The organism is Paenibacillus sp. 1A_MP2 (assembly GCF_052244825.1).
Lineage (GTDB): Bacteria > Bacillota > Bacilli > Paenibacillales > Paenibacillaceae > Paenibacillus > Paenibacillus vandeheii.
The window spans coordinates 5,689,072-5,712,054 of the sequence record NZ_JBQQCS010000001.1; the positions used below are offsets into that span (position 1 = coordinate 5,689,072).

Genomic DNA, 22,983 nt, shown 5'->3' on the forward strand with positions numbered 1-22,983 from the left:
AGGGAAGGCTGTTCTCCGAGCATTGTGCTGGATTAGGAAGACTGCTGAGAAGAAGCAGGCTTCTTCATCGTGAGGCCGACACGGCCTTTTTTGGTATCCACATTCATCACCCAAACCGTTACATTATCCCCGACAGATACCACATCCATCGGATGTTTGACGTAACCGTTGCTCAGCTGTGAGATATGGACAAGCCCGTCACTCTTGATGCCGATGTCGACAAATGCACCAAAATCAATTACGTTGCGAACCGTGCCTTGCAGCTCCATGCCTTCCACCAAATCCTCAATTTTGAGTACATCGGTGCGGAAGATCGGTAGCGGCATTTCCTCACGCGGGTCACGACCCGGACGCTGCAAGCTGTCCAGAATGTCACGCAGTGTAGGTACACCCACATCCAGCTTCACAGCCAGCTGTTCCGGTTGTTGCTCAGACAGAAGAACAGACAGTTCCTTGCTACCAAGCTTGTCCAGCTCAACCTGAAGCTCTTTAAAGAGCTGATCAACCACTTTATACGATTCAGGGTGAATCGGTGTACGATCCAGCGGGTTCTCCCCTTCGCCAATCCGCATAAAGCCTACGCATTGCTCATAGGTTTTGGCACCCAGACGCGGCACCTTCTGCAGCTGGCGACGATTCGTGAATCGGCCGTTCTCTTCGCGGTATTTCACGATATTTTTGGCAATAGTGGCATTTACACCAGCCACATATGACAGCAGTGAAGGTGAAGCCGTGTTCACATCCACACCTACGTGGTTAACTGCGGATTCCACAACAGCCTTCAAGCTTTCTTCCAATATTTTTTGGGATACATCATGTTGGTATTGACCTACACCAATGGCTTTTGGATCGATTTTGACCAGCTCAGCCAGTGGGTCTTGCACCCGACGGGCAATCGAAGCAGCACTACGCTCAGCAACGTCAAGATCCGGAAATTCTTCCTGGGCCAGCTTGGATGCAGAATACACACTCGCTCCAGCTTCATTGACGATTAGATACACGAGACTTTCGTCCCCGTTCTCCTGAATGATCTCGGCAACAAACTGTTCCGTCTCACGTGACCCTGTACCATTACCGATAACAATCAATCCGATATCATACTGCTTGATCATCCGATGGAAGACCTCGGCAGCTTCACGCTTCTTGTTGTGTGGTGGCGTTGGGTACGTAACAGCCACTTCAAGCAGCTTGCCCGTATCGTCAACCACGGCCAGCTTACAGCCGGTACGATAGGCAGGATCGACACCAAGCACACGTTTGCAATGAATTGGTGGCTGAAGCAGCAAATTCCGAAGATTAGCCGAGAATACGGATATCGCTTGGTTTTCACCTTTTTCCGTCAGTTCTGCCCGAACCTCACGCTCAATCGAAGGGGCAATCAATCGTTTGTAAGCATCTTCAATCACAGCACGCAAAATGTCCTGAACCGCAGATGCACCCTTGATGATCTGCCCTTCCATATGACGATGAGCCGGTTCAGGCTGTACGTCCAGACCCACTTTCAAAATGTTCTCACGTTCACCGCGGTTAATGGCGAGAATGCGGTGAGGAGGCATTTTTTTGGCTAACTCACGATAATCATAGTAGTTCTCATATACAGACTCCTGCTCCGCATCCTTCGCTTCCGAAGTCAGCATGCCATGATCGAGTGTATATCGACGAATCCAGGCACGAATAGCAGCATCATCTGCGATATTTTCAGCCAAGATGTCCTTGGCCCCTTGAAGTGCGACCTCTGCATCGTCTACCCCAAGTTCAGCATTGATATAACGCGCAGCTTCCTCCAGGACATTCCCTTGCTTAGGTTGACCCCAGATCCATACAGCGAGTGGCTCGAGACCTTTTTCCTTCGCTACACTGGCACGGGTTTTCCGCTTCTGACGAAACGGACGGTACAAATCCTCCACTTCCTGTAGCTTAACTGCCTGGGTGATGGACTGTTTCAGTTCTCCGGTCAGCTTGCCTTGTTCCTCTATAATACGGATGACTTCCACTTTGCGGTCTTCGAGATTACGCAAGTATACGATGCGTTCTTCAATGAGCCGCAGCTCGTTCTCATCCAGCTCTCCAGTCATTTCCTTACGGTAGCGGGCGATAAATGGAATCGTATTGCCTTCGTCCAGAAGCTCCGACGTTGTGCGGACCTGCTTCAAGGACAGTGACAGTTCCTTGGCTACCTGTTTGATGATTCGTTCATGGCGTTCTGCCTTTATTGTTTCTTCATTGGGTTCCAGAACCGTTTCCTGTTCAGACAAATAAATCCCTCTTTCCTTCCTGAATCGTTCAGTTGAAGCTTGTTCAGGGCAGCTTTGCTGCTGTAATCACAGTATCGAACCTGCATTCATGCAGATTCCTCTCCCCTATATTATCACAAAATCCCGTTCAGATTTCCAGCATTCGTCCAGGTTACAAGTTCTGACAGAATTACGTCTTCCTCCAGCCTTCCCCATTACGTCAAAAAAAGACCGAAAAACGTCAACGCGACGCTGTTCGGTCTTCCTCATTAGGACTTTATATGCAATTGAACTCTAAATAAGTGAAACTACTCATTTACACGATGACGGAGAGGACAGAAAAAAACCTGAAAAGGCGAAGCGTTCGCCTTTATCCCGGATTTTCCCTTAAGAAAAGGGAATCGAAAAAAATCTGGGGATAACAGCGATTGGAAGGTTGTTCTGTCATCGTAGTATCCGTGTAAATAATCTGTAGTTCAACTTATTTAGACCCGTTCGAATCGGAACATTTCACTCAGATAGTCTCCCGATGCACGACCTACGGAGATCCCGCCATACATCAGCGCATCCCCGGTAAACGTCTCGGAGCCGCCTTTGAGGCGATAATCCGCGTTAGGATCCAGGCCCTTCAACTTCAGACGTTGGAGCGGTGCATTGGGTTCAGACAGCACACGGAAGTAGAATACAACGGCTTCACTGCCATCTGGTGAAATAAACATCCATGCCGTTTCATTTCCTTCAAACGGACTTAGCAAGCGCCGGAACGTTCCGTATTGAATGGTTCCCCGAATTTCCTTGTACAGCTCAACCTGAGCCTTCACAATGGCATTCTCTTCCTCTGTGAATCGAGTCAAATCCAATTCGTATCCAAAGTTACCGGACATGGCGACATGTCCACGAATCTCTAGAGAAGTAATTCGATTAACCTGGTGATTGGGAACCGCTGAGATATGTGACCCCATTGAACTTACCGGATATACCAGGCTTGTACCATACTGAATACGAAGACGGGATATCGCGTCCGTATTATCGCTGGTCCACGTTTGCGGCATGTAATACAGCATACCTGGATCAAAACGGCCGCCACCACCTGAACAGCTCTCGAACAGGATATCCGGAAACGCTGAAGTAATCCGTTCCATGACTTCATACAATCCAAGCATATACCGGTGCGCAGTCTCACGCTGTCTGTCTGCTGGCAGCAATGCAGAACCTACCTCCGTCATATTCCGGTTCATGTCCCATTTCACATAAGTGATCGGGGCAGATCCAAGCACATCGCTTAGCATGCGTACAATCTCATCTCGCACATCCTGACGGGAGAAATCGAGTACCAACTGTTGGCGCCCTTCCGTACGGCGGCGATCCGGCACATGCAGACACCAGTCCGGATGAGCACGGTACAATTCACTGTCCGGCGAAATCATCTCAGGCTCGAACCATAGTCCGAACTGCATGTCCAGACTGGTTACCCGGTTGGCCAAATCATCCAGGCCTTGTGGCAGTTTGTTCTTGTCCACAATCCAGTCACCGAGTGAGGAATTATCACTGTCCCGATGTCCGAACCATCCATCATCCAGTACGAACAGTTCAATACCAAGCTTCTTCCCTGCCTGTGCGATCTGCTCAATCTTATCAGCGTTGAAGCCGAAATAGGTCGCTTCCCAGTTGTTGACCAGAACCGGACGCTCTGCATTACGGAACTTGCCACGTGCAAGGCGCTCGCGATACAGTTGATGATACGACTGAGACATCCCATCCAGACCTGCATCCGAATAAACCATGACCGTCTCAGGCGTCTGGAATGACTCCTGCGAATCCAGCTTCCAGCCGAACTCAAACGGATTGATTCCCAGCGATACACGAGTGGTGTGGAACTGATCCACTTCCGCCTGTGCAGTGAAGCTGCCGCTATATACAAGGCTGAACCCGTAGACTTCACCCTGATCTTCGTCTGTACCCGGTGTCATCAGAGCAATGAACGGGTTCTGCTGGTGACTGCTTGAGCCGCGACGGCTCTCGATGCCTTGCAGGCCGGAAGCCAGCGGTCTGCGAACGATGTCCCGTTCACGCGTCCATGCTCCTGACAGCTGCAGTAATTCGTAATCGGCATGCGGGAAATCAACGGAAGAACTGTGCGCACGTGCAATATTCACCGAGGCAGCGCTCTCATTAACGATACGCATGGAACGCGTAATCGCATTAAATGCCGTAAAGGCCGTGTAGCTAAGTTCAATCTTGATCCCTGCAACACGGTCTTCCAGTTCAACGATGAGTGTCTCCGCTTCATCGTCAGATTCAACATAAGTTGCCGGCAGCCCGGTAAGTGCTGCCTTTCCTTTGATCAGTCGATGGCCTGTATACGTAAATTCCGAAACGGTTGAACCGTTCTCAAGCTGCAATTGGATTGCCGGATTACGGAAATCACTCGTACCGTATACTGGCAACTCTTGCGCCAACGTGTCGAAGGAGATCGTCCGATCATCCGGTACCGGATTCGGGCTGAATGAGGCCCGCTCCGTACGCACATGAAGCCAGCTCAGATCGGTATCACGCAGTCTTTTGCCATAATACAAATGTACCAAATATCCCGAAGGCAGCACCTGGAATACGTAGCTTGCCTTTTGAGTCTGTAGATGAAATTGAAGTTTCTCCTGGTCAATATAAATGCTCATATGTCTCCTCCACCTCTATATATGTTAATTAACGTAAACGGTTTCTCAGGTATCATTATAACGAAAAGACTCTAAATGTTCTACGCTTTCATGAAGCTTTAATCAAAAGAAGCGTACCCCAGCCGTTAGGCTGTTGTACGCTCTTTTGATTGCTGTCTGAAATTGTGTGTTCCTGCAAGGAACATCCATTGTCTACGGGCGGCACGGCAGAACAAAGAAACAACTGCCTGATGCCTTAAAAATCGATTAAACCCAGGCTGATCTGTAAGGCTTCGTTGACCAGTTTCATGGTCTCCTCGTCCAGATGGGTAATCTTGTCGGTCAGCCTCTGCTTATCAATCGTCCGTATTTGTTCGAGCAAAATAACCGAGTCCCGGTCAAAGCCGTGTGCCGCCGCATCAATTTCCACATGCGTCGGCAGCTTTGCCTTTTGGATCTGGGCGGTGATCGCCGCCACAATACAAGTAGGACTAAACCGGTTGCCGATGTCATTCTGGATAACCAGAACCGGCCTGACTCCACCTTGCTCGGAACCGACAACGGGAGAAAGATCCGCAAAAAAAACGTCACCGCGTTTTACGATCAATGTCTACACCCCGCTAACTAAGCGGTCCAGAGTGCTGTCCGCATCTTCCTCCGCGTGAAAGGCCTCGGATGCCATGGTGAGGTTAATCTTCGCCATCTCCATGTACCCTCGCTGCATCGATTCACGGATGTAACGTTTCTTACGCTCCGTCAAATACAGCTTCATGGCCTGCCTAATCAATTCGCTGCGGTTGGAATTCTCCAGCGCTACGATGCCATCCACTTCCTGCAAAAGATAATCAGGCAAACTGATCATGATCCGCTTGGTGTTCTGCAAGTTGGCCACCTTTCTTCCACCCCCACAAACCTTTCGCCATTGTGAACCAGTATTACGTTTTTCCAGAACTTTTATACAAAGGAATATATATGCCCCGAGTATATCAAGTATGCTGTACTCCATTATAAACACGGGGAACATTATTCGTACAGACCAAACATCTCTTTTCAGGATTTTCATCCCAGTCATCATTCATAATTCGAGATGCTCCGACAGTTTTCCTTCTGTTCTGAAAAAAAGTTTATTGGAAATAGCGTCCAGTCGAGCTGTCAGGATGTCAAAAGAGGGTTGATTCTGGCGATTACTGCTCCATTACGGGTATAGACCCGAGGGATTCGATGCGCCATCATGCAGATCACTTCGTAGGAAATTGTACCGAGCTGAGATGCCACCTCTTCTGCAGTTATAACTGCACCTGATTGGTGACCGATGAGAACAACCTCTTCGCCGACTTGAATTTCTTCTGCTTCTGCAGCAAAAGATTGTAGCGACACCATACACTGATCCATGCAGATCGTACCGACGACGGGAACACGACGGCCGCGTACAAGCACTTGTGCTTTACCTGACAGCATTCTTGAAAATCCGTCTGCATAGCCGATAGGCAGGGTCGCTATTCGTTCGTTCCCTTGTGTTACATAACGGGTTCCGTAGCTGACACCCCAGTGGGGCGGCAGCGTTTTGACCAGAACCGCCTTCGTCTTCAGTGTCAATACCGGGAAAGCTTCACTACCTGATGATTCACCTCTGCCGACGGGTATAATCCGTACAGGCTGATTCCTACACGAACCATATCATCCGACAATTCCGGTGTATCAATGGTAGCGGCGCTGTTCGCCGTATGTATAATCGGGATGACACATCCCTGATCCCGCAACGCATCAACCACGCCTTGGAACCGTCGATACTGCTCCAGTGTATAGGTCTTGTCTTTTTCATCCGCCTTGGCAAAATGAGTAAACATACCTTCCAGCATGACCTGCTTCAGCTTGGCTGCTTCCTGAATGAAAGCAAGTGCCTCGTCGCCAGGCAGCAGGCCAAGCCTGCCCATGCCGCTGTCAATTTTGATATGCACCTTTAGCTTACGAGAGGAAATTCCCGTCTCCAAATGTTGAATGGCGTCGAGCACTTCCTTACTGAACAGCGTAATGGTTACATCATGTTTCCATGCTTCAGCGATGCCTTCTGGCGGCGTGTAGCCCAATACCAGAATCGGAAGGGTAATTCCGTGTTGTCGCAATTCAAGCGCTTCGTCAAGAAAAGCTACACTTAAGTAATCCACACCAACTCGTTCCAGTTCCCTGGCCGTCTCCACTGCCCCATGTCCATAGGCGTTAGCCTTCACACAGGCGAGCAGTTTCTTGCCTTGCGGCAATGCTTCACGGAAAGCTTCTACGTTGTTGCGCAAATGATCCAAATTGATTTCCGCTTGGGTCGGCCGATATTGTTCTTGCACGCTAAGTCACCTTCTCTAATCATCTTAATCCGGCTCACGTCAGACTCCATCGTAATGCTCAAGCATGTGACTGTCAAATGAACGAAAGATCTGCAGACCAAAACACATACAGGAGTACTATCCTCGAGTCGGGAGCAAACGCAGAATAAGACCTATAAGCGAGACCATGAATGAGATATTCATCTCTCCATAACTTACTTATCTGCTTATATCGTATTATTTACCCGGTTCCTCCCGCGTAGAAGCGTGTTTTGCATTATTGAATGCACCGGACCTATTCCTTGCTTATCTTACGCAGGATCATAGCCTGTTGATACTAATCACTTCAACCGAAATCAAATCCTGCAAATTACGGAAATAAAACAGGAACATTGACCTGTGTATGCAGCAAAGCACCGGAGAAATCATCTCCAATGCTTCTTAGCATTCCTTATGTTAGGACGACTATACTTTCCAAATCATTTCCCTGACTCTTCCTGCATGGAGGTCGCAATCTGAATCATCTCGTTATCTGGCAAATCTGCGCTTGTAATCCTGTACTCCACTCCATCTGACATCCATGTGAGTGTCTGCAACGCATCTCCGCTTATCATTCCAAGGGTGAATCCAAGATCCAGAACACGGGATGGGGCAAGCGATACGGCTCTGTCCTGCGGCCGTGCCTCAAAGATCGTGTAATTATACGTTCCTTCATAGCGGAGCATAACCGAATAGTCTCCTGATCCTTCCACGATCTGATCGTCTTTCAGCTTGACTCCTTCTGGGGCGTAGGTCGGCTGAATAACCCCGAAGCTGCCTGTGCCGTCCGGCTCTGCCGATGTCGGTTCTTCCGTGCCTTGCCCGCTGGCTGGATCTTCCGAACCTTGCTGCTCGGCGTTATCGCTCACACCGGTCTGTCCATCACTAACGGTTCCGCTTGGATTCGATGCAGAACCTTCCTCTGTTGCAGCTTGAGGATTGGTAGCCTCTTTGCCATCCCCAGCAGGAGCCGCGCCTGAGTCCGTACCGGCCTTGCCACCATTTTCTGAAGCAGCCGTCATATTACGTTGCATGTCAAACGCGTCTTTCTCAAATTCGGTACCAAATTTGAAGCTATCGAACTTCACATCCACGACCACATTGGCATTCGAATCAGATACTTCTACCTGCTTCGGTGCGTAATCGCTTTTGTTTAACCATATTTTCTGTCTGACCAATGCATGTGTATTGTAGTTGGCAGCTACATCGAATACATAGCTTTCCTTCTCATCGGCAAACTGGCGGGTCGAATCACCTGTTATACTGCGGATCAGCGTCTCGTAGAGGTAAACCTGGCCTTGATTATCCGGCCAGTTACTCTGGAAACGGAAGCTTTTGTTCTGGCTCGGCGTCAGGACAAATACGCCTTCATCATTACGCAGTACAATTTGCGTTACATCCTTTTTGGCATTCGTTAACGCGATACGATAATACGAAGGCTTTTGATGCCATACCTCGACCTTGTACTGCTGCGGCGTATCTCCGGTATGCAGCGTCATGACGCCTGCCCCTGATAACTTTCCATTTCTCCTACGACTTCGTTCAGATCTTTGACCACGGCTGCCGCATCCTTCTTCCCGCAGGCGGCAAGTAAGGTCGATAAGACCAATACCATGGCAAGCATCCATGATATTCGGCGCATGACATCATCCCCTTTAGCACATGTTTTCACTTCAGGATTGTGCGTACAGCAGAACCCCTACTTGATTAGTACATGTTATGAGGGACTTGTTCGATATATGCGGACTAGTTTGACAAGCATTCCCTTTTTTCAAATGCCACAATACTCTATTTGGTAACAAAATCGGTCTCGGGTAGGATGTTAAATTCAACCAGATTCTTCATAGTAAATACAGATAACAACTCAACCAATGCAATTACATACCGCTATGATGTAGCTTAATTGAGGTACAACTCTATTTCAAATTGGAGGAAAATAATGAATACAACCTATCATCACTCATTGCTGAATGGATTGGATGATCTTGTGGAAGAGCAGCTTCAACGCTGGAAAGGCGTAGGTGTGGCAGTAGCGGTCATCCATAAGGATGAAGTTATTTTGCAAAAAGGATACGGTTATCGCGACCTGGAGTCCAAGCTCGAAGTTACGCCCAATACACTATTTGCGATCGGTTCCAGTACCAAAGCCTTTACAGCATCAACAGCTGCCCTGCTCGTCGATCAGGACGTTCTGAAGTGGGACACGCCTGTTCGAACGTATTTGAAAGACTTCAAAATGTTCGATCCCGTAACCACAGAACGTCTGACCATCCGTGATATGCTCTGTCATCGCTCCGGACTTCCAAGGCACGATATGATGTGGTACAACTCATCACGGAGCAGAGAAGAACTCGTAAACGCGCTTCAGTATCTGGAGCCAAATGAAGACTTTCGGAACAAGTGGCAATACCAGAATCTGATGTATATGGCGGCTGGTTATCTGGTGGGGCAACTCAAAGGAACTTCATGGGAGAATGTTGTTCAGGAGTCTCTGTTTAATCCGCTCGGTATGAATTCAAGTGTCCTCTCTGTCGATGAGATGCAGAATCAACCTGACTTCGCCTTCCCTTATATGGATCAAAACGGAGAGAGTACACGAATACCTTTTCGAAAAATAGATGCCGTAGGCCCCGCTGGCTCCATTAACAGCAATCTGGTCGATATGATCGCCTGGGTGCAATTTCAATTGAATCAAGGGCAACAGGATGGGGCTCAACTGATCTCCAAAGAACAGTTGGCTGTTATGCACAGCCCGCAAATGGCTTGTACTTCACCATTCCACAGCAAAGAGCTGCCTGTTAGCACGTACGGTCTGGGCTGGATGATTGATTCTTATCGCGGACACGCCATGATTCATCACGGCGGAGCAATCGATGGATTCGCTTCACAGGTCGCCTTTTTACCAGAGGAACAGATCGGTGTTGTGGTCCTTTGCAATACCAATGGGAGCATTCTTCCCTACACGATTTCTTTTAACGTTATTGATCGTTTGCTTGAAGTGGAACCTGTGGATTGGAGCGGGAGATTAGCCAAATTAGTGGCTGGAGAATCGAATGAATCTGAAGCAGCCACAGATACCATAGAAACACCAACTACTTCAGAAACCTCTGTTGAGGAAAAACCAGACGAAACCCAGGTTCACCCCCATGATCGTCCTATCCATGCTTATGCGGGCAGCTATACACATCCGGGTTACGGCGAAATCGTTATTCAACAGTCGAATGATGGGCTACAAGCCACCTTGAATGCCATTGACATGCCTATGGAATACACAGGAAATGATACTTTTTCCGTAGAACTTACCCTGTTTGGCCTGAAGGTCACATTTACATTTAAGATGGATGAACACGATAGCGTAAGCTCTCTATCCATTCCGCTGCTGCTTGAACCGGGCACGAATCCAATTGAATTTATAAAGACACCATCCGTCTAAAAACACCCCTACCGGCCTATCCCATTGTGAAGTTACACTCTTTACCACAATGGGATATATGCCGGATAACTCGCATTCTCTTCTTCTGTATTCGGACTTCTCTTCACCCATAGTCGACGCAGATCTGGCATGCCGAATGAAACTACACGATAATCCTGAAGCGAAACGTGGTGTGTATGTTCTTCCCTAATTAGCAATTGGGCCTGGCTGCTTATTATGTCCGCTGTACTCCTCCATCAGCGGGTCAAGGTGAACCACGACTATGTGCAGATGCATCCTGAATACCCGCCTCTTCTGGCTGTATTTGGCTCATTGTTTCTCAATTCTATTGTGATGTACACATCTTAATCTACGATCTTGAAACCGATCGTGTCCGTAAGCAGTAATAAACAGGAGAGTTCTTTTTACAAAATTTTCTTTAGAAGGAGTGTTTGCATGCATTTATCCAATCGAAGCACCCGCTTCAGGCTCACCTCCATAACCGGGGCGTTCATGGCGTTTGTCCTGTCCCTCAGTCTATGGGCACCCGCCGTTCAGGCGGAAACCGCACCCGCTGCGGTCAATGAAAGGGGAAGGCAACAGCGCTGACTACTGATTCCGCTGCAGCTTTTCTCGATACATTTTTCGATTCCCCTGAAGCGAAGGCCCAATATGTTGGCGCTTCCGTAGTCGTTGTCAAAGATGGAAAAGTCGTAGCAGAGAAAGGCTATGGATATTCCGATTTGGAGAGCAAAACACCGGTTGATCCAAAAAGTACCACCTTTCGTATCGCCTCGGTCTCCAAAACATTTACGTCAGCCGCTGTCATGCAGCTCGTGGAGCAAGGCAAAGTCGATTTAAAAGCCGACTTTCAGACCTATGTAAAAGGACTGGAATTCGATAACCCTTTTGACAAACCTGTAACAGTGGAGAATCTGCTCACACACACCACCGGGTTCGAGATTCGCGACCCACAGCAGGAAGACATCCATAATGACTTCGACAAAATTGTATCGATGGAGGATTATGCCAAGTTACATATGCCACCTGTCGTTCGAGAACCTGGTAGCGCCTACATGTACGACAACTTCTCCTTCCTGCTGCTTGGCATGATTGTGGAGAATGTCAGCGGCGAACCGTTCGAAACGTATATGCAGCAACATATCTTTAAACCTCTGGGTATGGATAACAGCAGTTTTATGCTGAACGGCAAGTTCAAGAACCAACTCGCAACAGCCTATGATGCGGCTCATAATCCACTTGGCTTGTATACCCTTTCCCCAACACCTATGCCTCAAGGCGGCATGCTCTCAACGGCAGAGGATATCGGGAATTTCATGATTGCTTTCCTAAATGATGGTGTGAAGGATAACGAACGTATTTTGAAGGAATCTACGGTAAAAAGCATGGAACAATACCGTTCTTCCATTCATCCGCTGCTACCAGATACGACTTATGGATTCGAAGCTGCTTTTCAGCTTCCGGGTGCAGGCAGCAGTTCCAAAATTATGACCAAAGCTGGCGACCTGATCGGATTCAGCTCTTATCTGTTCCTAATTCCTGAGCAAAACACGGGCGTCTTCCTTACCTACAACCAGACAGGAGCACTTCGTAATCTGTTCTATCCGGCCTTTATTCAGACGTTCTTCCGCAATATGCGGAACCAGTCAAGTTCAAGGAACATACATTTCAATCTGCGGATGAGCTGCAACGCTTCGCTGGGCTTTACGCGGATCTGCGGCTGAGCACCATTGTCAGCTCCCTGAAAGATGGCGGCACAGAACCCGGACAATTAAGCATTTCCGACGTCTTCCTCGGCCCACGTACACTGATTCAGGTTGAAGAAAATCTCTTCAAGGATGAGTTAACAGGTCAGTTCACGGCTTTCAAGGAAAATGCTGATGGAACCATCTATATGAAAGAGCCTTATCTCAACCCAATGGGCTATGAGAAAAAAGGGCAAAAGCCTCAAGGTTTCCGGGATGTTCGTGAGAACAGCCCTTATGCTGAAGCCATCTATGGATTACAATCGCTTGGATACTATACCAATGATGCAAGTGAAGCTTTTCAACCCAAAAATGCCGTTACACGGGCTGAATTCATTGAGGACGTCCTTAAAATGAGCGGACTGAAAGCCAGCAAAACGACACCACCTGCGGATACCGACTGGGCTACTCATCCTGCTGCGGGTTACATTCAGCTTGGTTATGAATCTGGCATGATCACGGGTGCGGATGAGAAACAGTTCAAGCCGGATCAGGTCATTACCCGTCAGGAAGCCATGGTGATGATCTGGAGATCTCTCCAGCTTCAATACCCAAATGAACTGTTCGAGGATGTGAAGCTGGCTGGGCAGACAGATGCCTGGGCTGTGCCTGCAATTCAAATGATGGTTAAGCTTGGTATCCACGGTCCTGAAGTGAAGGTGCTGGAGGATGGATCGGTTGACTTCCTCTCTCGCAAACCACTGATCCGTCAGGAAGAAGCCTCAATTATGTACCAATTGTTTACACAGCCAACCGACAAGATTGTAGCTGACCTGTTGGCAAAGCAGCCGAAGCCCGAAACCTCCGTAGATGAGGATCCGGCCGAAGATACACCGGCGCCTGCAACCGTGACTCCTGAATAACTTGAATAACCACCTCATATTCACGTTATAAAAAAAGATAAACAGGCTTGTTCGAAGGAGGAAACCCTCCTTCTGAACAAGCCTGTTTTGGTTCGGGGCGGTGGCCATTACATAATACTGCCTATTAAGGTGGATGAGTTCGTTACTGCTTTAGTGAAATATTCTAACTATACCTCGCCCAACATCGACGAAACATGTTGATTGCCATTCCGCTGGTCATACTTGTCTGCGGCTGATTTGGCATACGCCGCAAAATAATCGGCCAGTTTATGCAAATCTCCCGGATCTCCTTCATAAGGGAATGAAGCAGGAAGCCGCAATCGGTATTCTGGAGACTCATCAGCCCAGCGGCGCAGTAGCTGGGCAGCTCTGGCATAAAACATCATTTTGGCAAACGGATCTTCATGATCCATGGCGAGAACCAGACATTCTTCCAGTACATCAATACCCTTGGCCGGGTTGGTACGTGCAAGGTAATCCATCTGCTCGGCAAAGCTCTGCACAAAGTCATTATGTCCTTTGATCAGGCGGTAGCCTTTGGGCTGATATTTGTCAGCTTCATCCGTCTTCCCAAGTCGGTATAGTGGCATCAAAATCTCCGATAAGGTCAGGTGCGGAATTTCGGCACAGCTCATCCGCCCTTTCAAGATGGGCTTCGCCGCTTCCAGCACCTTCTCATCATCTCCAACAAGTATCCAGTAACGCATAATCTCGTCCTGCTCACAGGCTTCGCAATCACTCATAAAGTCACGATCCAAGCTTCTGAACTTCGTGTAGCTGTTTCCAGCCTCCTCCAGATCCCCAAGATCCATGGATATGCGGAACCGATAATACCAATACGAACGCTCGCTGTACCCAAATGACTTAAAGCGACGTCCGAAGTCCTCCAGCAGCTCCATCATTTTGTCGCGTGACACTTCCGGGAAGCTGGATAGTTCGCCCAAAATCCATTTATACGACCACATTAACGTTTCTTCGTCATAGCGTTCAGGCTGTTGATCAAACTTGCCCAGCTGCCAGGAAAAAGCAATCAGTGCCTTCATCGGATAACCGCAAAATGTCGCTGTCTCCACGATCTCTGAACGTGCTTCGTACGCCTCTTCCTCCATGCCATTCACATCGGCGACTCTTGCCGCTTCCTCCAGCATGCCCAGCTTTGCTGTTCCATTAGGCAGGCCATAGGCCTCATCCATCAAATCCTCAAAATCCATTTCGGTCTGCATCAGGCATCCCCCTTACGATCTGTATTCGCACGCAAACCCCAATCAATAAAACGAACGATGCCCTGATTCAGCACCTCGAGCTCCTGCCGATTCATGGCATAATGCCCCATCATCAACGCGTTGACATACAACATTTCAATGGCAATTGGCGTCATTTGGGCATCTGGTGAAGTCAGCACCCGCTGAATAATTGGATTGCTGATGTTTAGGTACAGGGTCGAATAACCTGCGGAACTAATGCCGGATGACAATGATCCAAGGACAGAAGAGAACAACTCTGTACTCTCCTCACTTGCTTTTTCCAATGCACGCAGCGTAGAAGATTCCTGCGAGAGCGTGAACAGCACCGGCAAATCGGCCGGCTTGAACCCCTTGACCTCTGCACGGCAGCGGAAACGTTGCAAAGCAGAATCAGCTAGGCGCAAGGCATCATAATACTGATTCCGTTCAGCCGGCGGCACGTCGGTGAAACTCATGGATACTTCATCCGGCTGTAATCGTTCCGTCTGTGCATCCTGCACCGCCAATGGCAGCATGGCCATCAAATCACTGTCGTAGATGTATCCTCCGTTAATGACCAGCAAGGATTGGGCTGAGGCGACATGATGAATCTGACGATACTCATCCACCGTGGTAGTGAAGTACAACGTCTCTCCCTCACTCATCAGCTCGCCCAGTTCCCGATGACCACGGGTGCTCTCAAACGGCAGCCAGCGGTGAATCATGGCATAGAACTCCTGATCCTGCACAGCCAGTGCCTTCATCGACAGTGCATGCAGGCGAATCAGCTTCTGCAGCCGTTCCGTCTGGCTCTCAGCCATGTCGGCCAATCCCTTACGCAGGGCATCACCGAGTTCAAAGCGTACATCTTCCAGCTTTTCATTTTCATAAAAGTGTTCCCGCGAAGCCGTTGGTTGAAGCTCGTCTGTCCAGATCAGGCATTTCACGAAGAACGCCCAGTCCGGCAATATATTTTCCGCCTTCTCCGATATCAGCATTCTCTTCAGATACACTCGATGGGAACGCTTGGCATTCAGATTGACAGCATGCGGTAGAACAAAAGCAATGCCCCCTGTACGCCCCGAAGCCGTCGTCAGTGGAATAAAATCCTGAAACTTCTCTCCAAGTAATCGTTCACCAAAAGCCAACACTTCCGCTCTGCGTCCACGTGCAAGCTCAGGCTCCATCAACCAGATCGGTGACTCGCTATTTACAATATGTTGAACACCGTCACTATGCAGGATGACTGGATAAGGCAGTAGCGCTCCATAAAAGAACAAGGCTTCCTTCACATATTCCGTTTCGAAATAATGGGCTGCATCCGGCGTACAGCGAAGATATACTTTCGTTCCCGGAGACAGCTGTGTCTCCAATTGCCGAATCGTATAGGTACCATCCGGCTTACCCCGCCACTCCATCGAAGGTCCACCCTTCGCGGATTGTGTGAGCATGACGATTTCATGGCTTACCATGAAACAAGACAATAATCCGATCCCGAATCGTCCGATAAACGAAGTCTCTCCATCCAGCAACGCCTGCTGACCACGCTTTGAAGATTGACCAATCATCGCCAGAAACTCATGGATATCCGCTTCCGTCAAGCCAATACCGTTGTCCTCCACCATCATCGTACGTTGATCACCTGTTCCGGTCAGTTCCACACGTACTTCACCCTGATATCCTGGTTCCGCCTCTGTTCGAGCTGTAATGGCATCAGTCGCGTTCTGCATTAGTTCACGTAAAAAGACTTTGGGGCTGCTGTATAGATGGTTTGATAAAATCTGAATCATGCCGCTCAGATTCACCTGAAAGCGATACTCATTGGATGCTGTCATTTTGCTCACCTTCCTCTGGGTCCAAACACATCACATGCTCCAAAAGATGTGTGTGCATATGATGTGTTAGACGAAATCAATTATGTAATCGCAATAAATGCGGCGATCCATCAATGGAATCACCAAGTGACGACGTCAAACCGGCCTTGGCTAACCAAGACCGGCGTTAGATGAATATTCAGGCGTTCATAATATGTAAGAGGCCTTAAATCTAATTACCACGTTATGGATGGCAATGAAACGGGATAGTGCATCCCTTTTTATCAGAATACATGGTAAAGACCAGGGTGAAAACAAACCTGAGACCCGATTTCGCCGGACTTTAGGGTAAAGTTGCTTGCTGTGTTTGGGACTAAAGACGGAGAAATTTTAATTTTCGGTCCATCATTTGAACGATATGACTCATCTGAACGTATAATCTCCAAACTCAGATCGGACGGTGAAGGAACATGATTGAAGTTCGTAACATTTCCAAGCAATTTAAAGTACATCAGGCACTGAACGATGTCAGCTTCACGGTTGAACAAGGCAGCGTTACCGGGTTAATTGGGCCTAACGGTTCAGGCAAAACCACCCTGATTCGCATTATGAATGGCGTTCTCGGCGCTTCGGGTGGGCAAGTAAGCATTAACGGCCTGGACCCCTTTCGTGAGACGGAGAACGTACTGGCTATATGCGGAACATTAACGGAGCAGAGCGGATTGTATGAAAATATGAGCGGACGGGACAACCTGATATTTTTCGCTGAAGCATTCGGTGTACAACATGCCAAAGCCCGGATAGACGAGCTCGTGGATCTGTTCGAAATGCAGGATTATCAGTATCGAAAAGTGGGCACCTACAGCACAGGTATGAAGAAACGCGTAGGTCTGGCACGAGTGCTGCTGCATCGCCCTTCCATTCTCTTTCTGGATGAGCCGACCAATGGGCTTGATCCGGACGGGATTCAGATGGTACTTCGTATCATTCGCCGGTTAAATCAAGAGGAACAAATGACGATTCTCGTTTCGTCTCATGTCCTATCCCAGCTATCGGCCGTGTGTGATCGGTATATTTTTATGGAAAAGGGGCGCAAGGTTGAGGAAGGTACGGAGCAGGAGATCATCAACCGTTACCTAACCTCACCCCGGCTTGAAGTTGAAGCGATCATGCCGAATGGCTGGCAAACGGTAACTGAATATACACCGGAGATGATCTCCGCAAACAAGGCGGTATTCCAGCTTCAAGCCCGTGAAGATATTCCATTGCTACTTCGACAACTGACCGAGCATGGACAAGTCTATCAGGCTCGAATTATGGGCAATGATCTGGAGAGCATTTATTTTGCCATTAGGGAGGCACACCAATATGAATAACCGACAAGCCATACGTGCACTTGTTCGTAAAGATATTCGAGCCATTACAGCCAGCGTACAGCTCTGGCTGCCCATGTTGATCGTTCCGCTGGTTATCGGGATCATCATGCCTGGGATACTCATTTGGGCAGCCTCAAGGATGGAGCTTGCTTCCCTCGGCAATATGAGCTTCCTGCTTGATACGCTGGATAGCCTAACCCATGCCGGGCGGATTCCACAGCTTGCTTCGATGCCTACGGATAATCATCGTATTGTCTATTACCTGGCGTTGTACATGTTCGCACCGCTGTTTCTCATCATTCCGGTGATGGCATCCAGCATTCTCACGGCCAACAGCTTTGCAGGCGAGAAGGAACGCAAGACACTGGAAGGCCTTCTCTTCACTCCGATGAGTATGGATACTTTGTTTAAAGGCAAGGTGTTAGCAGCTCTTATTCCTTCTCTGATATTATCCTGGACTACATTCATCATCTACGGAATCATTGCCAATATCCTGATGTACCCGATGTTCGGAGCATGGATGTTCCCCAATCTGAACTGGATCATTCTGGTTCTGTGGGTTGTTCCAGCGTGCAGTCTTGTGGTCATTCTGTTGAATGTCCTGATCTCGGCGAAGGTACGTGGATTTCAGGAGGCCTATCAACTGGGAGGATTGGTGGTGATTCCATTGCTCGCCCTGATAGGTGGACAGGCGAGCGGCATGCTTCTTATCAGTCCACTCATGTTGATTTTAGTTGGAGCCGTGCTTCTACTCATCAGTTTCGCTCTGCTTCGTCTGGTCACCTTGTGGAACAGCCGTCAGCAGCTCGCTGAAAGTCAGATTTAAGTTTCGCACCGTGTGCATCTTCTTGCGCGCGGTGTTTTAATTTTTTGCCGCATCTTAAACGTTGATTACGAAGGCTAAGATGTATAACATATTTTCCATAGTTTACCGATATAACTTAAGGTGTTAAGGTATTTATTACATACATAAAGAAGAAGGGTGACGATTGATTTATGAACAATTGGTTTACACGCATGCAACGCACGGTTTGCACCCTGCTGCTGTCTACACTGGTCGCTGCGGCAATGCTTGGAGGCGGAGCCGGTGCTCATGCAGCTTCCCTCAGCCAAACTACGGTATATTATGATTCCGACGGTGTATTGTACAAAGTATCTGGTGACGGTAGTGGAACCACGGAAGTATTGCTTGATTTCGAAGGAGATGGCCTTGCTGCGGCGGGATCTTATCTCTATTACACCCGTTCCGATTCCTCCACAACGCTGCTTCGTTTTCCCAATGACGGTTCCAGCGATTCGGCTGAAACGTATGCGACAGATGTGTTGAGCTACTTTACGGATAGTGAGTTCATTTATTATATGGATTCCAAAGGCGCAATCTATCGTGGGAATGGCAATAGCGAAGCTTCGGCTGCCACCAAAATTGCGGACAAAGCGGATACTGATTTCCCCTGCTCGCCGTAACGAAAGGCCGTGTATATTATAACGGGCTTGTTAATGGAAAGCCCTGGATTGTATCCAAAGCTTCCAACGGCAGCGGAGCCGTAGAGCGGATTGCTGCTGGTGCAGTAGAAAGTCGTTATTTTATGAATATTGCCAAAAACGAACTGCAACTTATGGTGAACACTGACCCGTACGAGCAGTTTTACTCTACCAACGCCATTCTCATGTACAAGGTAAACTACAATACAGGCAAGGGTACAGCCGTTAATCCAAAAGCAAAGCTCGATGTGAACGCTGTTTATGCCGGCGGCTGGGGCAACAATCTTTATGTGTATAACAAAGGCATCAAGCTGGACAGCAACAAGGATTATGATTATTCAACAGGTAAAGCCTTTGCATTAACTACTTCCGGCAAAACACTTCAGATTCATAGCAAGAGCATCCGGGAAGTTGGTTCACTGGGTACGGATAAGGTTGTCGTTGTGGATGCAGACAAAAAGGCGTATGCCAAAACCATCGCCGGAAACAAGGTATCCAAATCTGCCAATCTGAATTTGAACAACGTCACTTTCGTAACAACACAGTTGACCAACGGAACATCAACGCTTGCATATCTATCCGGTACCAACGGTCTTTATTCCGTGAGCACAGCTCTCAAAGTAACCAAGCTTGCCGGAGAGGAATGGGCAACGTTCCAGCTTCATGACGATGTTCCGGGCATGTTCTATATCAACGCAAATGATCTCTACCGTCTATATCATGTTCAGGCCAATGGCACAGGCAAAAAGGTGTTAAGCGACGTTTTCCTGGATGATATCCTGTTGGTCGTGCCAAACTAACCCACGCATGTTAATGATGGCTCATAGCCATCTCAATATTCTTGTCCAAAACAAAGAAAGAGGGTAACCCTAAGCCATCACGGCTCTGGTTATCCTCTTTTGTCATGTGCAAAACTATTTTTCAAAAACATCTTCCATATGAGAATGATAATTGTTATCATTAAGAAAATAAGACAAAAGGATGGTCCGTATGACTGAACAGCTTCCCTTCATTTCTGAAACCTCATCTCTACCGCTCCTCTCTTCCATGTGCCGTCTACGGCGCGGGAGCATTTCCGTGTGCAAGGCAAGACGGTGTCCCGGCCCATGCTCTGTCTTATTTTACAAGGAGACGGTGTCCTGGTCCTGAACGATACGGTCTATACCGCCGAAGCCAATCAACTGTACGTTCTGAAGCCAGGAACAACGATTGAGGCAGCTGCACGCTCGGCTGTTACGGAGTTCATACTCCTTAGTATGGATACGGTCTGTTTGCAGCAAGTGCGCGGCCAATGGAAAATGACCTCCTCCTCTGGTTTCCCGCTGGATTGGGAGACAGGCAGACTGAGGGTTCGCCATGCCCAACAAGCCAGAGCACGATTTGAACAATTGGTTGAAGCCTATCGCGGCATTCAGCCCGATCACTTTATCAGTATACATAGCCAGCTCCACGAGCTTTTGCAGTATCTCTCGGAGAATCGGCTTGAGGAAAATGATGAGAAGGTCGACCCAGCACTTGAACGCAGTATTATGTATATGCGACGGTGCATAAGTGAAGGCATCAGCATGGATCAACTAGCCAAAATTGCCGGATTGACGCCAAGCTCATATTCTCGCAGTTTCAAAAAAGCCAAAGGCATGTCTCCTACCGATTATCTAAATCGCTTACGGATTGACGAAGCCAAAAAACAGCTCAAACAGGAATCGTGCGTACTTAAAGACGTCGCCGTATCTGTTGGCTATGGCAATGAATATTATTTTAGCCGCAAATTCAAACAAAGCTTGGGGATCGCACCCAGCCTATATATGAAAAAAGACCAAATTCGCGTCGCTACGGCCTCCTTGATGGGACTTCATGAGAACCTTTCTTCACTCGGATTGCACCCGTAGCAATAATGGATGGATTCCCTGATCGGGAGCTTGATGAAGTCGAGCAGCAGCAGCGGCTAGTCGCACAATTGGAGAAATTACGTCAGGCCAAGCCGGACCTGATTATCGGTGACTTCTATCATAAACCCTTTTACGATAAGCTCAAAAGTATTGCACCTACTGTCATCCTGGATCAGGCCCATGACTGGAAAGAAAATCACTTACGCTTGGCTGAATTGGTCGGACGGGAGCAGCAGGCCTTGCAGAATTTCAAGCAGCTGGAGCTTCGCAGCTTGGACATCGGACTTCGTTTGAAGCACCACTTCGGGCAAGAACGTATTATGCTTATGCAAGTGACGAATCAGTCTATTCGGATCCAGGAAAATGCCGAGCATCCATTACATCACTTTGTTTACGGTGAACTGGGACTAAAGCCTGCACAGATCATATCAACAGATTTAATGTCAGACGAGTATGCGGCAGAGAGCATCCCCATGCTGGACACGGATCATCTGTTCATACATCGCGTCTCCACTTCTCCTGTGAGTGAGAAACTGCTTCGGCGCATGAAACAAACTACCGCCTGGAATCGCTCTCCGGCCGTGTTGAGAGGCAGCGTGCACGATATATCCGATTGGTCCGCACGATCCTGGACTCCAATCGGACGTCATCAGATCATGGATGAACTGGAACAGATCGTTCAGCAACTTGTGACCTTATCCCATGTGGGATTAATTGGACAATTGCAAAGCATAAACTAAGATTAATGCGTGCGTATTTCTTCATTAGAAATGTACAAGTGCATAACTAACCAAGACAAAAGAGGCCCTCTCCGATTTGGAAAGGGCCCTTTGCTTTGCTGTTATTAATGTTCCTTGATTTCTTCTTTTGGAACCAATTTGTATATTTCCTCATCTTCCATAGTATCAATCAAGCGGTCCAGCCATTTGTAGTAGGCCTCTGCTTGAAGCACCTTATGCTTGTCTTCCTTAAGGATATGAAGAAGTTCAGCATCTGCTTGTTCATCCAGATCAGAAATCAAACGATTCATTTCTTCAATGGATTTGCGCAGTACCTGAAGGTTACTCTCCACGGCTTTTCTCCATTTAATCACAAAATAATCCGTAAACGTCTGATGCCAGTCATACTCCACTTCATATAGGTCTTTCCGGGAGCCTTTGCTCCATACTTTATTTACCATTTTTAGATCCAGCAGTGTACGTACGCCGGTACTCATGCTCGTTTTGCTCATTTCCATTTCCCGGCCCATATCGTCAAGGGTCATAGGTTTATCTGCAAAAAAAAGCAATCCATATAAGTGTCCCGTGGACAGCGTAACGCCGTAGAGATCCATATTACGCCCAATGGCTTCAATGACGCGTTTACGGATTCTAAGAACGGTGGCCTGCTGTTCCTCTTGTAAATGGTCCAAGCTCATGCTTGCAACCTCCATTCTGAACATTCCCAGTCTCGGCAAAATAATTGCAACTGTTTAAGATCCTGCTTACATGGGAACGTATCCGGCAGGACATCCTATATGCCAACAGGCTTTAGGTTACCCAATGTATATCATGGGAGCTTTACCAAGTTGCAAACGCCTACGACTATCTTTTAACCAAAAAAAACTGCTTAGATTCAGCACATTTTCTATTGTAGAAAAAGCGATATCAAAAGTAAAGGTGTCTTCTTAGCCAGAATAAGGAGAATGACAGAGCATATGGACGGAAAACTTTGTACAGTTTTTACTGTACGAACATTATGTACTGTTTATTCAGTTGCTATACAGGTTAAGTATTGTTAGAATACAAAACGTTACCCAGAAAGACGGGAAGCGAAGCAACAATTACCGGATTTCGTGGCTGGGCGCACAAGTGTATGGGCTTGTGGATGCTGAAAGCCGTTCGAAGTGCACAACACATCAGAAGGGGTGAAAA

The 22,983-nt window shown here is 48.0% G+C and carries 16 protein-coding genes and 2 pseudogenes; 9 read left to right on the plus strand and 9 right to left on the minus strand.

Features of this window, described 5'->3' with window-relative positions:
* Window positions 1–32 precede the first annotated feature (32 nt).
* From ACTWJ7_RS28050 to ACTWJ7_RS28075, 6 genes and pseudogenes are all read right to left on the minus strand, one after another.
* The gene (locus tag ACTWJ7_RS28050; RefSeq protein ID WP_301879624.1) at window positions 33–2,255 is read right to left on the minus strand and encodes a Tex family protein; all 2,223 of its coding nucleotides are present in this window, start codon (window positions 2,253–2,255) and stop codon (window positions 33–35) included.
* A gap of 464 nt (window positions 2,256–2,719) precedes the next feature.
* Window positions 2,720–4,909 (minus strand): alpha-galactosidase, encoded by a 2,190-nt coding sequence (locus ACTWJ7_RS28055; protein WP_285075152.1) that lies wholly within the window; start codon window positions 4,907–4,909, stop codon window positions 2,720–2,722.
* A gap of 235 nt (window positions 4,910–5,144) precedes the next feature.
* A complete protein-coding gene (locus ACTWJ7_RS28060; protein WP_024630714.1) occupies window positions 5,145–5,495 on the minus strand; it encodes a type II toxin-antitoxin system PemK/MazF family toxin in 351 nt (116 codons plus the stop codon).
* A gap of 3 nt (window positions 5,496–5,498) precedes the next feature.
* Window positions 5,499–5,780, minus strand: a complete 282-nt coding sequence (locus ACTWJ7_RS28065; RefSeq protein ID WP_024630715.1) for a CopG family ribbon-helix-helix protein — start codon at window positions 5,778–5,780, stop codon at window positions 5,499–5,501.
* A 260-nt stretch (window positions 5,781–6,040) separates the two neighbouring features.
* Window positions 6,041–7,227 (minus strand): annotated as a pseudogene (gene alr, locus ACTWJ7_RS28070) (alanine racemase).
* Window positions 7,228–7,685: 458 nt separating this feature from the next.
* Window positions 7,686–8,887, minus strand: a pseudogene (locus ACTWJ7_RS28075) (DUF4367 domain-containing protein).
* Between the two features lie 297 nt (window positions 8,888–9,184).
* Here ACTWJ7_RS28075 and ACTWJ7_RS28080 point away from each other — a divergent pair.
* The 3 genes from ACTWJ7_RS28080 to ACTWJ7_RS28090 all read left to right on the plus strand — a co-directional run bounded on the left by ACTWJ7_RS28080 (window position 9,185) and on the right by ACTWJ7_RS28090 (window position 13,286).
* The gene (locus tag ACTWJ7_RS28080; RefSeq protein ID WP_301879626.1) at window positions 9,185–10,678 is read left to right on the plus strand and encodes a serine hydrolase; all 1,494 of its coding nucleotides are present in this window, start codon (window positions 9,185–9,187) and stop codon (window positions 10,676–10,678) included.
* 584 nt (window positions 10,679–11,262) lie between these two features.
* Window positions 11,263–12,402 carry a serine hydrolase domain-containing protein gene (locus ACTWJ7_RS28085; RefSeq protein ID WP_443146433.1) on the plus strand — a complete coding sequence of 380 codons (1,140 nt, stop codon included), beginning with the start codon at window positions 11,263–11,265 and terminating at the stop codon, window positions 12,400–12,402.
* Between the two features lie 170 nt (window positions 12,403–12,572).
* The gene (locus tag ACTWJ7_RS28090; protein WP_443146062.1) at window positions 12,573–13,286 is read left to right on the plus strand and encodes an S-layer homology domain-containing protein; all 714 of its coding nucleotides are present in this window, start codon (window positions 12,573–12,575) and stop codon (window positions 13,284–13,286) included.
* Between the two features lie 167 nt (window positions 13,287–13,453).
* On the opposite strand, the gene ACTWJ7_RS28095 is transcribed toward ACTWJ7_RS28090, so the two are convergent.
* The gene (locus ACTWJ7_RS28095) at window positions 13,454–14,509 is read right to left on the minus strand and encodes a hypothetical protein (RefSeq protein ID WP_079350838.1); all 1,056 of its coding nucleotides are present in this window, start codon (window positions 14,507–14,509) and stop codon (window positions 13,454–13,456) included.
* On the minus strand, window positions 14,509–16,344 hold the full coding sequence (locus ACTWJ7_RS28100; protein WP_301879627.1) for an HSP90 family protein: 1,836 nt from the start codon (window positions 16,342–16,344) through the stop codon (window positions 14,509–14,511). Before ACTWJ7_RS28100 ends, ACTWJ7_RS28095 begins: the two co-directional genes overlap by 1 nt.
* Window positions 16,345–16,793: 449 nt before the next feature.
* On the opposite strand from ACTWJ7_RS28100, the gene ACTWJ7_RS28105 reads away from it, so the two are divergent.
* From ACTWJ7_RS28105 to ACTWJ7_RS28130, 6 genes are all read left to right on the plus strand, one after another.
* A complete protein-coding gene (locus ACTWJ7_RS28105) occupies window positions 16,794–17,699 on the plus strand; it encodes an ABC transporter ATP-binding protein (RefSeq protein ID WP_301879628.1) in 906 nt (301 codons plus the stop codon).
* Window positions 17,692–18,525 (plus strand): ABC transporter permease subunit, encoded by an 834-nt coding sequence (locus ACTWJ7_RS28110; RefSeq protein WP_179283129.1) that lies wholly within the window; start codon window positions 17,692–17,694, stop codon window positions 18,523–18,525. Before ACTWJ7_RS28105 ends, ACTWJ7_RS28110 begins: the two co-directional genes overlap by 8 nt.
* Window positions 18,526–18,695: 170 nt before the next feature.
* Complete coding sequence (locus ACTWJ7_RS28115; RefSeq protein ID WP_443146063.1) at window positions 18,696–19,163, plus strand: DUF5050 domain-containing protein; 468 nt, start codon at window positions 18,696–18,698, stop codon at window positions 19,161–19,163.
* 122 nt (window positions 19,164–19,285) lie between these two features.
* Window positions 19,286–19,981, plus strand: coding sequence for a hypothetical protein (locus tag ACTWJ7_RS28120; protein WP_443146064.1), 696 nt, complete (start codon window positions 19,286–19,288; stop codon window positions 19,979–19,981).
* Between the two features lie 279 nt (window positions 19,982–20,260).
* Entirely contained in the window at window positions 20,261–21,070 is an 810-nt protein-coding gene (locus ACTWJ7_RS28125) for a helix-turn-helix domain-containing protein (protein WP_443146065.1), read from the plus strand.
* Between the two features lie 5 nt (window positions 21,071–21,075).
* Window positions 21,076–21,810, plus strand: coding sequence for an ABC transporter substrate-binding protein (locus ACTWJ7_RS28130; protein WP_443146066.1), 735 nt, complete (start codon window positions 21,076–21,078; stop codon window positions 21,808–21,810).
* A 104-nt stretch (window positions 21,811–21,914) separates the two neighbouring features.
* On the opposite strand, the gene ACTWJ7_RS28135 is transcribed toward ACTWJ7_RS28130, so the two are convergent.
* On the minus strand, window positions 21,915–22,487 hold the full coding sequence (locus ACTWJ7_RS28135; protein ID WP_079350844.1) for a GbsR/MarR family transcriptional regulator: 573 nt from the start codon (window positions 22,485–22,487) through the stop codon (window positions 21,915–21,917).
* Between the last annotated feature and the right edge of the window lie 496 nt (window positions 22,488–22,983).

Coding starts and splice junctions, on each gene's coding strand:
- ACTWJ7_RS28055 (WP_285075152.1), bottom strand. CDS start 4,909: ATGAGCATTTATATTGACCAGGAGAAACTTCAATTTCATCTACAGACT.
- ACTWJ7_RS28080 (WP_301879626.1), top strand. CDS start 9,185: ATGAATACAACCTATCATCACTCATTGCTGAATGGATTGGATGATCTT.
- ACTWJ7_RS28090 (WP_443146062.1), top strand. CDS start 12,573: ATGAAAGAGCCTTATCTCAACCCAATGGGCTATGAGAAAAAAGGGCAA.
- ACTWJ7_RS28095 (WP_079350838.1), bottom strand. CDS start 14,509: ATGCAGACCGAAATGGATTTTGAGGATTTGATGGATGAGGCCTATGGC.
- ACTWJ7_RS28100 (WP_301879627.1), bottom strand. CDS start 16,344: ATGACAGCATCCAATGAGTATCGCTTTCAGGTGAATCTGAGCGGCATG.
- ACTWJ7_RS28105 (WP_301879628.1), top strand. CDS start 16,794: ATGATTGAAGTTCGTAACATTTCCAAGCAATTTAAAGTACATCAGGCA.
- ACTWJ7_RS28110 (WP_179283129.1), top strand. CDS start 17,692: ATGAATAACCGACAAGCCATACGTGCACTTGTTCGTAAAGATATTCGA.
- ACTWJ7_RS28115 (WP_443146063.1), top strand. CDS start 18,696: ATGAACAATTGGTTTACACGCATGCAACGCACGGTTTGCACCCTGCTG.
- ACTWJ7_RS28120 (WP_443146064.1), top strand. CDS start 19,286: ATGAATATTGCCAAAAACGAACTGCAACTTATGGTGAACACTGACCCG.
- ACTWJ7_RS28130 (WP_443146066.1), top strand. CDS start 21,076: ATGGATGGATTCCCTGATCGGGAGCTTGATGAAGTCGAGCAGCAGCAG.
- ACTWJ7_RS28135 (WP_079350844.1), bottom strand. CDS start 22,487: ATGAGCTTGGACCATTTACAAGAGGAACAGCAGGCCACCGTTCTTAGA.